We start from the raw sequence: 15,220 nt of genomic DNA, 5'->3' as shown, positions 1-15,220 counted from the left end.
GTATTTCTTGAAATAAGCGGTAGAATATAGTATCTGTTTTCATTAATTTAATATTAATACTCCTGGTCGGTATTTTACCGCCCTTTTTTTTATTTTATCATCACCTGAATAAACATCCCGATTCTGATAATTATCAAAAAAAGTAAACGCACCTTGACTAAATAGCCAAAGTGCGATCGCAAAAATCTTTTGATATCTAAAATTAATCAACGCAAAATGGCAGACATCAACAGACAATGAAAACAAAATGACGAAAAAGACATTAACGCCTCCTGCCTTGTGCCTTCTACTTCCTGCCTCATGCCATTACACATCCTGTTCACTCAACTCACGAGTGATGTGATCAAAAGGTTCATCCACAAAAGCAGTATTAGGCACACCAGCAGCCGCTACCTGCTCCTTAACAATATCCTTCATAATTTGCACACCGCGCACTGTGGGAGCAATAGGAACACCCAAAGAATTATAAGTTTCCCGTAAACCTTGCAAAACACGCTCATCCAACACATTCATGTTAGCAGCCACCAGCGCGTAAGTAGCATAACGTAGGTAATAATCCATATCACGCAAACAAGCAGCATAACGGCGAGTTGTATAAGCATTACCACCAGGACGAATTAATTCGGGTAATTCCTCAAACAACTTAGAACCAGCTTGTTTCACAATAGCTGCTGCATTAGCATTAATCGCTGCTGCTGCTTGTACTCTAGCTGTACCAGTTGCAAAATAAGACGTAAGACTATCAATCGCATTCCGGTCAAAATATTTTCCGGCTACGTCATAATTCTTAATTAAAGTTGTAACTGCATCGCGCATTCTGTATTTCTCCCAATCGTGACTATGCTATGGTTTGATATTAATTTGGTTGCACTCTTGCACCTGTAAAGTTTTGTGCCATAGCCATAAAATAGTTGTGGCACAAAAGTATTCATCCATTACATAAGGATTTTAAGCCAAAGTTGACCCCGATAAGATGAAGTTTCTTGTTTTGTGCAGATTTAGCAAGAAAGGTTAACATAACCTATAAACCAGACAATCTGTAACAAAAAATACATAATTATCTTATCTCTACTCTTTACGATATCTAAGGTGGTGTGTCAAAACTTGGGTTAATTCACCCGGTCTACTAGCCAATTATGGTAGTAAATTGGTGACTATGGATATATTTTATCCCAGTAAAGATGTTATACATAACGTCTCTACATCTAGTTGTGGTAAGTAAAAATTATGACTGTCATGGTCTGGCTACAACTAATTTCAGGAAAAAGCGGTTAAATTAACCGTGTTCACCTGTGGACTAAATAGTTCCAACACTTTTAGTTAGGATGAAACAGGAAGCAAAAGCTGGCTTTCGTTAGCAATAGTTAGCTTTTTTATATCAGTTAAGATGCTTTGGCAGAAACTGATTTTATTTTAGACAATTGGCTACAGAAGGAGTAACAATGACAACGCCACAAGAAGTCTTGAAAATGATTCGGGACCAAAACATTCAGATGATCGATCTGAAGTTTATTGATACACCAGGAACTTGGCAGCATCTCACGGTTTACTATAACCAAATTGACGAAAGTTCATTTACTGACGGTGTACCTTTCGATGGTTCTAGTATCCGGGGTTGGAAGGGTATCGAAGAATCTGACATGACAATGGTGTTAGATCCCAACACAGCTTGGATCGACCCTTTCATGGCAGAACCAACTCTAAGTATTATTTGTAGCATTAAAGAACCACGCACAGGCGAATGGTATAACCGTTGTCCCCGTGTGATTGCCCAAAAAGCAGTAGACTATCTTGCTTCTACAGGTCTTGGTGACACTGCCTTTTTCGGTCCAGAAGCGGAATTTTTCATCTTTGATGATGTCCGCTATGACCAAACCGCTAACGAAGGCTACTATCATGTAGATTCTGTAGAAGGTCGTTGGAACACAGGTAGAAAGGGTAAAAATGGTGAAGTAGATGGTCCTAACCTGGGTTACAAAACCCGTTTCAAAGAAGGTTATTTCCCTGTACCACCTACAGACACCTTCCAGGACATCAGAACAGAAATGTTGTTGACAATGGCTAAATGTGGCGTACCCATTGAAAAACAACACCATGAAGTAGCTACTGGTGGTCAGTGTGAACTTGGTTTCCGCTTCGGTAAGCTGATCGAAGCTGCTGACTGGTTAATGACTTACAAATACGTCATCAAAAACGTGGCGAGAAAATACGGCAAAACCGTTACTTTCATGCCCAAACCTATTTTTGGTGATAATGGTTCTGGTATGCACTGTCACCAGTCCATTTGGAATAATGGTAAACCCCTATTTGCTGGTGACAAGTATGCAGGTATGAGCGAAATGGGTCTTTACTACATCGGTGGTATCCTCAAACACGCTCCAGCTTTATTGGCTATCACCAACCCCACTACAAACTCTTACAAACGTCTCGTACCTGGTTACGAAGCACCTGTTAACTTGGCTTATTCTCAAGGAAACCGTTCTGCTTCTGTACGTATTCCTTTAACTGGTGACAACCCCAAAGCTAAACGGTTAGAGTTCCGCTGTCCTGATGCTACTTCTAACCCATACTTAGCTTTTGCAGCTATGCTTTGCGCTGGTATTGATGGTATTAAGAACAAAATCCATCCTGGTGAACCTTTAGACAGAAATATCTATGAACTGTCTCCTGAAGAACTAGCTAAGATTCCTTCTACTCCTGGTTCTTTGGAATTAGCTTTGGAAGCATTGGAAAATGACCACGCTTTCTTAACTGAAACTGGTGTATTCTCAGAAGATTTCATCCAAAACTGGATTGACTACAAGCTTGCTAACGAAGTTAAGCAAATGCAGTTGCGTCCTCATCCCTACGAATTCTTCTTATATTACGATTGCTAATTGCAAGCCGTATAGCGGTTTTCGTTGTGATATCAAACGCAAAAGGAGTACAACCTACTTGTACCCCTTATCAATTTTTAGCCACCTCAGAGGGTGGCTTTTTTATTCTTCAATTTCATAGCCTGTCTGTTTTAGTGCCTTCGCCAAAATATTGATTGCAGCGTCACGACAATTTTTAACACCTATCTACTCAAATCAAGACTGTTAGCTGCTATATAAAACCTAGACAAAGCTAGACTTTACTTTCTACTTCAACGGGAGCATGGGAGCAGTTATCCCTCAGTAGACTTGCACGCCTTAGCCAGACGCGATATTTCTCAAGTTAAGATTTACAAGAAAGACTACCGCTATCATTGCTTGGTTTTCGCATTGGCAATAGTCTTAATTCAATACTTGATATCGCAGGATTATATATCAAGTGGGCGATTTTTTTAACTCACTTATGTCAATGCTTGTCAACATAAGTATAGTTTTGTCTATAAAATAGTCAGCTTAGGACTAGCTCATCGCTGCATTACTCCGGCTATAAAGTGTTTGTGTAGTAGGATCTACCTTCCCTTGAATGGGATTCCAATAATGACATAGCTCTTCAGGAAGACCGAGTTCTTGGGTAGCACGCATCAGCATGGATTGTTGACGGTTCTTAACTTGCTGATGTTGACGTACCATTAACGCGCGGGATTTTTCTTGAATAGACATATTTTTGTCCTCTCTAGTTTTTAGTAATAGATGTTTTAGATGATTAACTGGTATATAAAACCTAGACAAAGCTAGACTTTACTTTCTACTTCAACGGGAGCATGGGAGCAGTTATCCCTCAGTAGACTTGCACGCCTTAGCCAGACGCGATATTTCTCAAGTTGAGATTTACAAGAAAGACTACCGCTATCATTGCTTGGTTTTCGCATTGGCAATAGTCTTAATTCAATACTTGATATCGCAGGACTATATATCAAGTGGGCGATTTTTTTAACTCACTTATGTCAATGCTTGTCAACATAAGTATAGTTTTGTCTATAAAATAGTCAGCTTAGGACTAGCTCTTTTTTTGCCTCACATATTTATAGTACCAAAAATTCTGTAACTTACAATACTGAATCAAGTTTTTGTTACAAAAATTTATAAATGAGGCGATCGCTGTTGCGGAAAATTAATAAAATCAAAGGCTGTAATCATTCCCTAGCAAGATGTTTAAGCCTTTAACTTGATAAATCCCTCTGAACATTTTGATCGGCAGAAAATGAGTATTTATGCTGGGTTCAGTGGGAAAACTGGCAATTGAGAACAGACAATAACAGACAATTTAGGTTCTGTTTAAATTCTGTCTACTTGTTGCCATCAACCTACCTCCATGAGAAAAAAGACTTTATTTTTCACATTTCTTTACATAAAATAATTAAAGTCCACAAAACTTAATGGATTATTTATGTATAAAAACTTGACAAAGCTAACTTATGAGAGTCTGCAACACAGCAAAAACTACTTTAGCTTGGGTCATAAACTCCTAAGTACACAATTAAAAAATGTAGTTTACCCCACAGTAGGACGGGTGAAACCAGCATCTCCAGAGGCGATCGCCAAATTACAAAACAGGTTAAACCTGCTAATAGAAGCAGATTGGCAAGATAGCCAAAAAGGGATATATCCTGAAAGTGTGTTATTTGATAATCAGTGGGCAGACTTTTTTGTTAACTATCCACTGCTTTGGCTAGATTTACCCCAGGTATGGGAACGCATCACACAAGGTAGATATCAAGATTTCTCTTCAACAACAGATCAAGAAGGATACCCTAGTTATTATTTGCAAAACTTCCATCACCAAACCGATGGTTATTTAAGCGAATCCTCTGCCAACTTATATGATTTACAGGTAGAGCTTCTTTTTGGTGGTGCAGCTGATCCGATGAGACGACGTATTTTAGCACCCCTGAAACGTGGACTGCAAAAATTTCAGGGAATTTCTCAAAAACAAATCCGCATTTTAGATGTAGCTTGCGGCACGGGGCGAACTCTGAAGTTGATGAGATCAGCTATGCCTGAAGCATCTTTATTCGGTACAGATTTATCACCAGCTTATCTGCGGAAGGCTAATCAAATCTTATCTGAAAATCCCGGCGAATTGCCTCAGCTTTTGCAAGCAAATGCCGAAGAATTACCTTATCTAGATAATTATTTCCATGCTGTAACGTCTGTTTTCCTCTGCCATGAGTTACCAGCAGCAGTGCGTCAAACAGTGATTGAGCAATGCTTTCGAGTCACCAAACCAGGAGGAGTTTTTATTATCTGTGATTCAATTCAAATGAGTGATTCACCAGAATTTGCTGAGATGATGAATGGTTTCTCAAAAATGTTCCATGAACCATACTACAAACATTACACTACTGATGATTTAGTAGAACGGTTAGAGAAAGCCGGTTTTGAGAATATAGAGACACAAATTCACTTTTTGAGCAAATATTTTATTGCTTATAAACCAGCTTAAAGCAAAGCCGAAATACTCATTTTGTTCAGGATAATATTAGGAAAATAACTGCTAACAGTCCATCACACCAATTTGGGATTTGAGATTTTGAATTAATAGTAGAGGCAGAGTCACAAATCGTATTCACTACTCTTAATAGATGTGTGAACCTGCCTCTAAACTAATCGGCTCTTCCATGAATTTCCAACAATACTCAATATTCCAACTGGCTTGGTATCACACCAAATTTGACGGGTTCATCACAGCAAGAACAATCCTATTTTCACCGTGGTTTTCTCCCTTGCCTCTTCAACTTGTAGATACTATAAGGAACACAGAAGCGGTTGAAAAAGGGCAGATGAGTACCTATATGATGCACTAAGTCCGAATCTACGCCAGGTTTACCACAATTACCGGATGTTTTTAGGAAATACTCAACTGTTGATTATTTGTGCATTTGTGTAGTGCTGTAACTGTTTAAGTCTCTGCCAGAGAAGATAAAATCTGGAACGATGACTGAGTTATGTAGTGCTGTAACTGTTTATATCTCTGTCAAAGAAAATAAAATCTGGAACTTTGGATGAGCGATGTAGTGCTTTAACTGTCTATGTCTTTGTTCTATCACTTGTGTCAAGAACGATAAACACCCAGTCATTCCCTAACTTGATTGCTTTGCTGATAACGAATTCTCCTACAAGCAGTCTGAAGCTATGAGGGTTAAACAAAGGAATGGATATTGCTAAAAAATTCCATTGACTCTTTGCGTCCACTACCGCGATGGGGTGCTGGCTGTTCTGGTTGGTTGGGACCGGGTTTAGAATTGTCCGCAAATAGCTTTTCTGAACCAAAATTAGCAATCAGCAAACAGCAAAGGCTAGTGAACTTTGCTTCGTAATTAAAAGCTAAGGAGCCGAATACCAGACTCGATACTAAAAGTGAAATTGCAGCACGCATAGTAGATGTCTATTTTAGAACTCTCTACTTCACTGATACTTAGCTTTGATCTAAAGATCCGGACAATTTGAAAAAAAGTATTGTATGTAACTGTAAAAAAATCAATTTGATACTTCGTCGATATATTCGACAAGTAGCCAGTTTCCAGATGAATTTGCTCGACCCCAAACTTTGAGCTTTTGATTTTGGCTCAAGACTTGCAATTGCTCATCTACAGATGATTCCAAAGTTACAATCTGCCAAGTCTTAGGTAATAATTCTGTTGGGTTTGTGATAGTAAATCTGTAATCTTGTTGCCCTAAGCAATTAAAAATTCCTATGAAACAATCAAGATGAGAATTATCAAACTGATCAACTGATAAACAAGGACAATTACCATCAAGAGGATAAGTTTCTGGGTGATTCAAATAATGAATTTGCCAGTTTAACCATTCTGGATGATAGATTGGTAAATTGAACAAGGGAACAATTGCTGTTGGCGATCGCTCATCTGTCAATAAAGCTGTTTGCAGCATCCTTACTGGTAAATTTCTGGGCTGACAATTTAACTCACAACAGAGAGCAGCGGCCATCCCTGCGGCTTGACCAATACCCATAACTACAGGTTGTAGTCTAGTTGCTCCATTAGCAATGTGAGAGACAGAAATATTCTTCTCACACACCAGCAAACCATCCGTAGATTTGGGAACTAAACAACGGTAGGGAATAGTAAAAGGTGTTCCTGTCCAACGTCCACCCCAGCGAATAGACTTAGGTTGTAGTGAGAACTTAACACCCGGATAATGGTGATCATTGGCGTAGTTTCCAATAGCAACCGCATCATCAAACTTAGCTGCAACTCGACCGTCTCCAATAGGCAGAATATCTTGCTCAGAGACAGTAACAAGTCCCTCTAAGCGGCGACTTTCCCGAAAATAGGGATGAAGTGCAAAAGCTGGAGAGAGACTAGGAAAAACTCCTTCGGCTAAACCGTAGCGTCTACCAAGGTGAGTTTGAATATAATGGGCAAAGTTTTGACTATGCCAGAAACATTCTTGATAAAACTCACGTCTTGCTATCTTTGACTCTAGCAAACGGTTGGCTTTTTGGCCGTAGTCATTGCCACAAATCGGCCAATTCATCATAAACCAATTGGCGGGCAATCGTCCATAGTTTAAAAATTTTTCTGGTCCATAATTATCCCAAGCACCTGTAAACAAAGATGGATCATAATTAGGCGCTTTGGTAATTTCCGGGGCGATACATTCCCCAAAATCTTGCATGACTACTATCCATGTCGGTGATTGTACAGAGTATTTTGCAGTCAGATCATTAAAAGTTTCTGGGGCGCTAGGTTCTCCATACTCTGATTTAAGTTCCCATCCCCAACGGTGAGGAACATCTCCTAAAGCTAATACATCTCCTAATTCTGTACCATCAAGGATGACTTGGGCGTAAACTGTGAAATCTGCAAAGCGGATACCTGCAATACAATCTGCGTTGCGTAAAACTTCTAACGGTACTTTCCCGGAAATCCATTGCAGATTCGGTAATTCTCTCACCCAGTCTGCAAAAATTTCTGCACCTATATGGGGTTGATAACTAAAAAAACTCACCCAACTATTATCTAGACCTCCGGGTTGTCTTTTGCGTAATTCTTTAAGGAATGATCCCCATAAACCAGTTTGAAAAGATTTTAATTCATTACCATCAGGAGCAGATACGCCAGCAGATGTTAACATTCCACCTAACCAGGAAAACTCACTGACAAGAATAGTTTTAGCACCTCTCCGCGCTGCTTGAATAGCGGCCGCAGTTCCACCTGTTCCCCCACCGACTACTAAGACATCAGTTGTATAAATTTCATTCATTATGATTTTAGTGATGATTTTAGTGTTTACGAGATATAGATCCTGGACTTGTTGAAGAAGTCGGGGATCTGAGTATTTGTGATGTAACATTTATTTGACAGGTTTATTTTACAGCAAAATTGCTCTTGTTTTAAAAATGCTAGATTGGCATAAAAATTTACAAAATTACACATCAATATGAATAACATTTTACCCATTGGTGCTATTCTCCGAGAACGTTATCAAATCCTAGAAATTTTATCTACTAAAACCGGATTTGGTATTACCTATAAAGTTAGAGATCGCAATCATCCCAATCAAAGAATTTTAGTTATCAAACAACTGAAAAAACCCACAGCTGAAAAATTGAAAATTGAACATTTACCAATAGCAGAACAACAAGAGAAAATTAATCATGTTTGGGATAAATATTTACGACTTTTTAGAAGAGAAACCCAAGCTTTAGCCAACCTGGGAGAAACATATAATCAAATTCCTACCATGCATGAACAGTTTACAGAATTAGGAGAAGAATTTTATGCACAGGAATATATAGAAGGACATCCTTTAACAGCAGAAATTAAACAAGGAAACAAATTAACAGAAGATAAAGTTAAATCTTTATTGATAGAAATTTTAGAAGTTTTTGAATATATCCAAGAGATCACTAATAACAAAAGTTATGCAGTCATTCATCGAGATATCAAACCAGAAAACATTATTCGCAGAAGTGAAGATCATAAATTAGTAATCATTGATTTTGGTTTAGTGAAAGAAATCACAGTTCCAGGGACAAAAATTGGATCTATTTTAGGAGGAACACAGGGATATATTGCCCCAGAAATTGTATTAGGATTGGTATCTTTTGCTAGTGATATTTATTCTATCGGCATGATTGGAATTTTTGCAATCACTGGAGAAGATCCTTATTTTATACCCACATTAGCCACAGATTGGCAAACCAAAGCAAATGTGAGTGCTGAATTTGCTGATTTTTTAAATAAAATGATTTGTCAAGACTATAAAAAGCGCTTTAAAAATGCACAGGAAGCATTAACAGCATTAACACGAACTAAAACACCACCACCCAACCCCCCCAAACCTCCTATTCCCTGGAAATTAATTAAATTAATAATTCTGGGAATTTCAGGAATGATCCTCATTAGGAGTGTAGTCATAGCTGTCATCTACATATTGCCAAAACCGAATGAACAATTAATAGCTAATGGTACAGAAAAAATAGGTCAATTGATATCCTCTGATCAAAAAGAATTAGTCAGTGGTAAACATTTTGATGTTTACAGATTTAAAAGTGAGAGAAGACAATATTTAACAGTGGAAATAGTCAGTAAAGATTTTCGTCCTATTTTCACAATTAGTAAATTAGAAAATAAGAGTTTTATGAAAGTAGAAGATGTGACAACTCAAGATAATAATTTTACAGCTTCGATTATGGTAGAAAAAGGTGAGTATGAATTAAAAATTAAATCAGAAAATGAGGGATTAGGAGATTATGTAATTAAAGCTTGGGTAACAGATATTAATTAAACTAATTAAACTGTAGGAGTAGCGCCCTCATACCTACCCCTATTATATCCTTATCTCGTTCCCAGCCTGGAGACTAGGAACGAGGTGATTAATTCAATAATTATTTACAAAAAAAAATATACAATAATTTCATGAAAATATACTATAATACCAGTAATGATATCAAGTTCGGGTAATCACTTACTATATAAATCGTTGGTTAATAATTACCTTGTCCCAATTACCTATTACCCATTACCTATTACCAGCTTCAACAAATATGATAAGTATTTAACCGAACATGATATGATTGAGTATACCCAAAATTGCCATTATGAAAAATTATCAGTGGTTGTTATTTATCAGCCTGTTTGGTTTAAACCTTGTATTAACAGCGTGTGAAAAATCAGAAAAAGTGGTTTTCTTCTGTGAAACAGACAATGATGGAGAACACACAACCAAAGTTAAATATCAAGATAAAACAAAAGATTTAATAGTTTGGAAACGCACCGACTTTGTAAAAGCTGGGTTTCCTCCACAACGGAGATGTGAAGAAGTCACACCAAAATTACAAGATGCTTATGATAATGGAACTTTGCCAACTTTAACTTGGGGTTATTCGGAAGCGGAAAATAATCCTAATCAAAGATTTAAGTCTTTGTGTACCACCACAGGAAAAGAATGTCATACTTTGATTTTGACATTATTAGAATCAGATGATGCTGATAATGAATTGAAAAAATTTACTGCGGTGTTAAATGGTGATGCTTCCAGTGCATATCAAAATTCTTCCTGTGCATTACCACAACAAACAGGTGCTAATTTAACTTGTACTGTGGATATTTTCAAGGTGTTTAATAAATAGGGGGAAATAGTATCTTCCATGAGACGGGATACAATTTTTTATCAATTATTCAAACAATTTCCCAGTTTAATATTTGAACTGGTAGACGAGAAACCACCCACAGCAGCAGAATATCAATTTGATTCTATTGAAGTCAAAGAAACAGCATTTAGAATTGATGGAGTATTTTTACCTCCAGATCATGCTAATCCGAAAATAGCATTTTTCGCCGAAGTGCAATTTCAAGATGATCCAGATTTGTATCATCGTTTCTTTACTGAAATAATGATATTTCTCTATCGTAGTCAAGTGAGGTATGATAACTGGTATGGTGTGATAATTTTCCCATCCCGGAGTTTAGAACCATCTAATTACCAGATTCATGATGTATTGGTAGATAGTTACAAAGTTAAAAGAATCTATTTGGATGAGTTAGGAGATTTAGAAAACCAACCTTTAGGAATAGGGTTAATGTTGTTAACTACGACTCCTGAAGATAAAGCAATAGAAGCGGCTCAATTTTTACTCAGAAAGACAAAAAATACTGAGGTGGACATTTTTGAGCAAGAAGCGATAATAGATTTAGTCACAAAGATCATTGCTTACAAATTCAAATTCAGTCGAGAGGAAATAGAAGCTATGTTAATACCAACCGAAGAACCTAGAGCAGTTAGAGAATGGAAAGAGCAAGGATTAGAAATAGGAGAAAGAAACCTTGTTATGCGACTATTAAACCGTCGTTTTGGTATAGTTCCTCAAGAGTTATTACCAAAAATTGAAGGGTTAACTAGAGAACAAATAGAAACATTAGCTGAAGATTTGTTAGATTTTTCTGTTGTGTCAGATTTAGAGAATTGGTTGCAACAAAATCAACCTAATCAATAAAAACTGTAGGTTGGGTTAAGCGACAGCGCAACCCAACAAAAATTATTCAATGTAGCCAAAATTACAGATTATCAAATACCAGGAGTACCATCTATGAAATTACCTCAAAACCTCTATAAATTATCCCATCTTTTCCTATTCTTCTTCCTCCTATTTCCCGCTTCTCCGATTATTATCACTGGTTGTAGTTCTTCCCTATTCGCACGCAAACCAGGGACTTTATCAGAATCAGAATTAAATAATATCTTAAAAGAAATTACTGTAAAAGTCATAGTAGATGACAGAGAAACCGCATCAGGAACAATTATCAAAAAGCAGAACGGGTTTTATACTGTTCTCACTAATGCTCATGTGATAGAAAATGCTAAATCTGTGAAAGTTGTCACTCCAGATAATCAAGTTCATGATGTGGAATTTTCAAAATTAGATAGACAAGATAATAAAAAAGATGATTTATATGATTTAGCAAGGTTGACTTTTAGCAGTGAAACGACTTATTTAGTAGCTGGTTTAGGGGAAGAGAATATTAAACCAGGGGAAAAGGTATTTGCTGGAGGATATGTAAAAGGTAATTTGCAAACTACCACAGGTACAGCGAAATTATTTTTAAATCAGCCGTTAATTAAAGGACAGCAAATAGCTTATAATAATGATATTCAACAGGGGATGAGTGGAGGAGCAATTATTAATGAAAAGGGTTATTTGGTGGGGATAAATAGTAAACTTGCTAATCCGGTTTTACAAACTGATTTTCGCTATTTACAAGGTGAACAACCTGATGAGAAGACTTTAAAGGAATGGGGTAATTATAGTTGGGGTATTGCAGTTAATTTAGTAGATGAAGCTGCACCTGATTTAGCTTTATTTCCTGAGAGGGTGATTAGGAAAATTGGGGGTATTCCGGCTAAGGTTCTAGATATTGCTAAACTGTCTTCGGTGCAGATTAAAAAAGCTGATGGTGGTATTGGTAGCGGGGTAATTATTGCTAAGGATAAGGATATTTATTATGTGTTAACTGCTGCTCATGTGGTGGAAAATAAACAGGAGTATGAAGTTGTTGCACCTGATAAACAAGTATATCAGGTGGATAATCAGACTATTCGCACGAGAAAGGGACTTGATATGGCTGTTTTACAGTTTCGTAGTTCTCAGGTTTATCAAGTTGCTACTTTGGGGGATTATGAGTTAAAGGAACAAAATGTTTTTCTTTATGGTTGGAAAGGAGAAGAGTTAAATCATCCTTCATTATTTAGTGTAGGATTTATGGGCAATACAGAACAAAATGAATTTTGGGCAAAACCGAGAGGATATGAATTAGCATATAGTAATGAAGGATATCCAGGCATGAGTGGAGGTGGTATTTGGGATACAGAAGGGCGATTAGTTGGGATTCATAATTTCGCAGAAACAAATGTTTTAGGATATAGTTTGGGGTTGTCTATAGAGAGTTTTTTATTTTATCAACAAGATGGTTTATGGAAATTACCTGAACCTCAATTAAATATTGCTAAAAATGCACCTACAACAGCGGATATACATCCTACTATTTTAGCATCATTACGAACTTTTTCCCCACCTGATGCTGTGAATGATAGTGGAAAACAATGGCTAACCTATGGTATTCAATTATGGCGAAATGGCAATAGAGAAAATGCTGCAATTAAGGCAATGGAAAATGCAGTTAGCAAAGATACAAACGGTTGGGAAGCCTATTATAATCTCGCTTTTATTTGGTCTTTACAAAAAAAATATGATTTAGCTTTAAATGCTATCAATATAGCAATTAAAGAACAACCTAGTTTTTATCGTTCTTATTTATTAAAGGGTTTTATTTTTCAGCAATTAAAAAAATATGAAAATGGCATACAGGCACTTAACCAAGCAATTTTAGAAGCAGAAAAGGATAAACAAAAAGATTTCTCGATATATCAAGTTCGAGGTGAACTATTAGGTGAATTGAAAAAATATCAAGAAGCGATAGATGATTATACTCAAGCTATCACCATTAATCCTCAATATCCTCATGCCTACAACAACCGTGGAGTCAATAAATCTGCTTTAGGAGATAAAAAAAGTGCGATCGCTGATTATACTCAAGCTATCACCATTAATCCTCAATATACCACAGCCTACAATAACCGGGGAAAAGCTAAATACAAATTAGGAGATAAAAAAGGTGCAATTGATGATTTTACTCAAGCTATCACAATTAATCCTCAATCTGGCAATGCCTACTACGACCGGGGAGTTGTTAAATCTGAATTAGGAGATAAAAAAGGTGCGATTGATGATTTTACTCAAGCTATCACAATTAATCCTCAATCTGGCAATGCCTACTACAACCGTGGACTTGCTAAAGCTGAATTAGGAGATAAAAAAGGTGCAATTGATGATTTTACTCAAGCTATCACAATTAATCCTCAATCTGGCAATGCCTACTACAGAAGGGGAAATGCTAAAGCTCAATTAGAAGATACAGCAGGTGCGATCGCTGATTTTACTCAAGCTATCATAATTAATCCTCAATATGCCAAGGCCTACGGTGGACGAGGGGTGATTTACTTATTAACAGGTAATAAACCTGAAGCAATTAAAGATTTAGAAACGTCAAAACAACTTTTTCAACAACAAAACGACACTGAAGGATACCAAATAGTACAGGAATTATTGAATCAATTATAACTTAATATTCTCATCCCTGAATTTCTCTTCTATTCCCTACCAATGAGTTAAACTAATCAAAAACAACCAAACTAACACCACAACGACTAGCTGCTGCTGCTAACCGAGAATCAAGAATTGCTAACTTCCCTTACCTGAAACTACAATTAGAGTATAATTAAATAATGCCAATATGCCAGCCAAAGATATCTACCATAACGAAGTCAAAAACGCATTGATAAAAGACGGTTGGACTATCACAGATGATCCTTATATTATCAAATATGAAGATGCTGAACTATACGCAGACCTAGCAGCAGAAAAACCAATTGCAGCAGAACGTCAAGGACAGAAAATAGTTGTGGAAATTAAAAGTTTTGTCAGCAAATCGCTGATGTATGATTTTCATAACGCCTTGGGACAATATATAGTATATCGGAATCTCATTCAACTTACAGCACCAGAATATAAACTCTATTTAGCTATTGATGATGTTGTCTATGAGAAATTTTTTCAACGCAAATCTGTACAAGCTGTAATTCAGGAAAATCATCTGCTGTTAATAGTTGTTAATACAGAAAAGGAGGAAATTCAAAAATGGATAAACTAGAACAATACCGGAATATTATCAAAAAAATATTGACTGAATATTACGAAATAAGCAATACTCGAATTTCAAAAAATAGTGAATTTGAAGTTAGTGAACGTTTAGCATTTGATGAAACTAGAGATCAATATATGTGGTTTCGTTTTGGTTGGGAAGATAAAAAACAAATACAGCATATCATCATTTATTTTACCATAAAAAACGGCAAAGTTTGGGTAGAAGAAGATGCAACAGATTTATGTGTAGTTGATGATTTACTATCAGCAGGAATACCGCAAAATGATATTGTTTTGGGTTTTCATCATCCCAGTAAAAGAGTTTTCACAGAGTTTGCTACAGCTTGAAATAATGAAAATATTGTAGGGGTTTAGCATTGCTAAACCCTTACATTTGATGTGATAATACTAGAAAGTGCTATTTTTAATATAAAAAAGTAGTAATGAAATTACAAATATGAAACATGACTCTCATTTACCTAGGGGTTGCTGAGAAAGTCTTTCCGTGAGGGCATAGGAGTCAGGAGTCAGGAGTCAGGAGTCAGGAGAAGATTTGAAAATTTCTTTGCCATCTCTTGAA

General features: G+C 36.6%; 12 protein-coding genes. 8 read left to right on the top strand and 4 right to left on the bottom strand.

The genetic code is table 11. From position 1 onward, the window contains the following. Nucleotides 1–306: 306 nt before the first annotated feature. Nucleotides 307–816, bottom strand: a complete 510-nt coding sequence (gene apcB / locus H6F47_RS23500; protein WP_096567250.1) for an allophycocyanin subunit beta — start codon at nt 814–816, stop codon at nt 307–309. A gap of 626 nt (nt 817–1,442) precedes the next feature. On the opposite strand from apcB, the gene glnA reads away from it, so the two are divergent. After that, a complete protein-coding gene (gene glnA / locus H6F47_RS23495) occupies nt 1,443–2,876 on the top strand; it encodes a type I glutamate--ammonia ligase (protein WP_190347123.1) in 1,434 nt (477 codons plus the stop codon). Nucleotides 2,877–3,374: 498 nt separating this feature from the next. Here the strand turns inward: glnA and H6F47_RS23490 are convergent, their stop codons facing one another. Next, entirely contained in the window at nt 3,375–3,575 is a 201-nt protein-coding gene (locus H6F47_RS23490; protein ID WP_187039218.1) for a hypothetical protein, read from the bottom strand. A 727-nt stretch (nt 3,576–4,302) separates the two neighbouring features. Here H6F47_RS23490 and H6F47_RS23485 point away from each other — a divergent pair. Continuing rightward, nucleotides 4,303–5,358, top strand: a complete 1,056-nt coding sequence (locus H6F47_RS23485; protein ID WP_190651239.1) for a class I SAM-dependent methyltransferase — start codon at nt 4,303–4,305, stop codon at nt 5,356–5,358. Nucleotides 5,359–6,054: 696 nt separating this feature from the next. Here H6F47_RS23485 and H6F47_RS23480 read toward each other — a convergent pair. Both H6F47_RS23480 and H6F47_RS23475 read right to left on the bottom strand, forming a co-directional pair. Next, nucleotides 6,055–6,291 carry a hypothetical protein gene (locus tag H6F47_RS23480; RefSeq protein ID WP_190347125.1) on the bottom strand — a complete coding sequence of 79 codons (237 nt, stop codon included), beginning with the start codon at nt 6,289–6,291 and terminating at the stop codon, nt 6,055–6,057. 101 nt (nt 6,292–6,392) lie between these two features. Next, nucleotides 6,393–8,141 carry an FAD-dependent oxidoreductase gene (locus tag H6F47_RS23475; protein ID WP_199291276.1) on the bottom strand — a complete coding sequence of 583 codons (1,749 nt, stop codon included), beginning with the start codon at nt 8,139–8,141 and terminating at the stop codon, nt 6,393–6,395. Nucleotides 8,142–8,318: 177 nt separating this feature from the next. Between H6F47_RS23475 and H6F47_RS23470 the strand changes: the two genes are divergently transcribed. The 6 genes from H6F47_RS23470 (at nt 8,319) to H6F47_RS23445 (ending at nt 14,988) form a co-directional block, all read left to right on the top strand. Next, nucleotides 8,319–9,668 carry a serine/threonine-protein kinase gene (locus H6F47_RS23470; protein ID WP_190347126.1) on the top strand — a complete coding sequence of 450 codons (1,350 nt, stop codon included), beginning with the start codon at nt 8,319–8,321 and terminating at the stop codon, nt 9,666–9,668. 313 nt (nt 9,669–9,981) lie between these two features. Further along, nucleotides 9,982–10,512: a COP23 domain-containing protein gene (locus tag H6F47_RS23465; protein WP_190651238.1), complete on the top strand. Its 531-nt coding sequence runs from the start codon at nt 9,982–9,984 to the stop codon at nt 10,510–10,512. 18 nt (nt 10,513–10,530) lie between these two features. Beyond that, nucleotides 10,531–11,376 carry a DUF2887 domain-containing protein gene (locus H6F47_RS23460; protein WP_190347128.1) on the top strand — a complete coding sequence of 282 codons (846 nt, stop codon included), beginning with the start codon at nt 10,531–10,533 and terminating at the stop codon, nt 11,374–11,376. Nucleotides 11,377–11,469: 93 nt separating this feature from the next. Continuing rightward, nucleotides 11,470–14,058 (top strand): tetratricopeptide repeat protein, encoded by a 2,589-nt coding sequence (locus H6F47_RS23455; protein ID WP_190651237.1) that lies wholly within the window; start codon nt 11,470–11,472, stop codon nt 14,056–14,058. Between the two features lie 172 nt (nt 14,059–14,230). Further along, nucleotides 14,231–14,647, top strand: a complete 417-nt coding sequence (locus H6F47_RS23450) for a XisH family protein (protein WP_190347130.1) — start codon at nt 14,231–14,233, stop codon at nt 14,645–14,647. Then, nucleotides 14,635–14,988: a XisI protein gene (locus H6F47_RS23445; protein ID WP_190651236.1), complete on the top strand. Its 354-nt coding sequence runs from the start codon at nt 14,635–14,637 to the stop codon at nt 14,986–14,988. The genes H6F47_RS23450 and H6F47_RS23445 overlap by 13 nt, the downstream gene beginning before the upstream one ends. Nucleotides 14,989–15,220: the final 232 nt, after the last annotated feature.

It is taken from the genome of Sphaerospermopsis sp. FACHB-1094 (assembly GCF_014696195.1).
Classification (GTDB): Bacteria; Cyanobacteriota; Cyanobacteriia; order Cyanobacteriales; family Nostocaceae; genus Sphaerospermopsis; species Sphaerospermopsis kisseleviana.
Note: the sequence above shows the minus strand (reverse complement) of the source record. Positions and strands in the feature narration are given on the sequence as shown.

Bases quoted from the DNA above. Each gene is read 5' to 3' on its own strand.
- H6F47_RS23445 (WP_190651236.1), top strand. From the start codon at position 14,635: ATGGATAAACTAGAACAATACCGGAATATTATCAAAAAAATATTGACT.
- H6F47_RS23490 (WP_187039218.1), bottom strand. From the start codon at position 3,575: ATGTCTATTCAAGAAAAATCCCGCGCGTTAATGGTACGTCAACATCAG.
- H6F47_RS23450 (WP_190347130.1), top strand. From the start codon at position 14,231: ATGCCAGCCAAAGATATCTACCATAACGAAGTCAAAAACGCATTGATA.
- H6F47_RS23455 (WP_190651237.1), top strand. From the start codon at position 11,470: ATGAAATTACCTCAAAACCTCTATAAATTATCCCATCTTTTCCTATTC.
- H6F47_RS23465 (WP_190651238.1), top strand. From the start codon at position 9,982: ATGAAAAATTATCAGTGGTTGTTATTTATCAGCCTGTTTGGTTTAAAC.
- H6F47_RS23485 (WP_190651239.1), top strand. From the start codon at position 4,303: ATGTATAAAAACTTGACAAAGCTAACTTATGAGAGTCTGCAACACAGC.
- apcB (WP_096567250.1), bottom strand. From the start codon at position 816: ATGCGCGATGCAGTTACAACTTTAATTAAGAATTATGACGTAGCCGGA.
- H6F47_RS23480 (WP_190347125.1), bottom strand. From the start codon at position 6,291: ATGCGTGCTGCAATTTCACTTTTAGTATCGAGTCTGGTATTCGGCTCC.
- glnA (WP_190347123.1), top strand. From the start codon at position 1,443: ATGACAACGCCACAAGAAGTCTTGAAAATGATTCGGGACCAAAACATT.
- H6F47_RS23470 (WP_190347126.1), top strand. From the start codon at position 8,319: ATGAATAACATTTTACCCATTGGTGCTATTCTCCGAGAACGTTATCAA.
- H6F47_RS23460 (WP_190347128.1), top strand. From the start codon at position 10,531: ATGAGACGGGATACAATTTTTTATCAATTATTCAAACAATTTCCCAGT.
- H6F47_RS23475 (WP_199291276.1), bottom strand. From the start codon at position 8,141: ATGAATGAAATTTATACAACTGATGTCTTAGTAGTCGGTGGGGGAACA.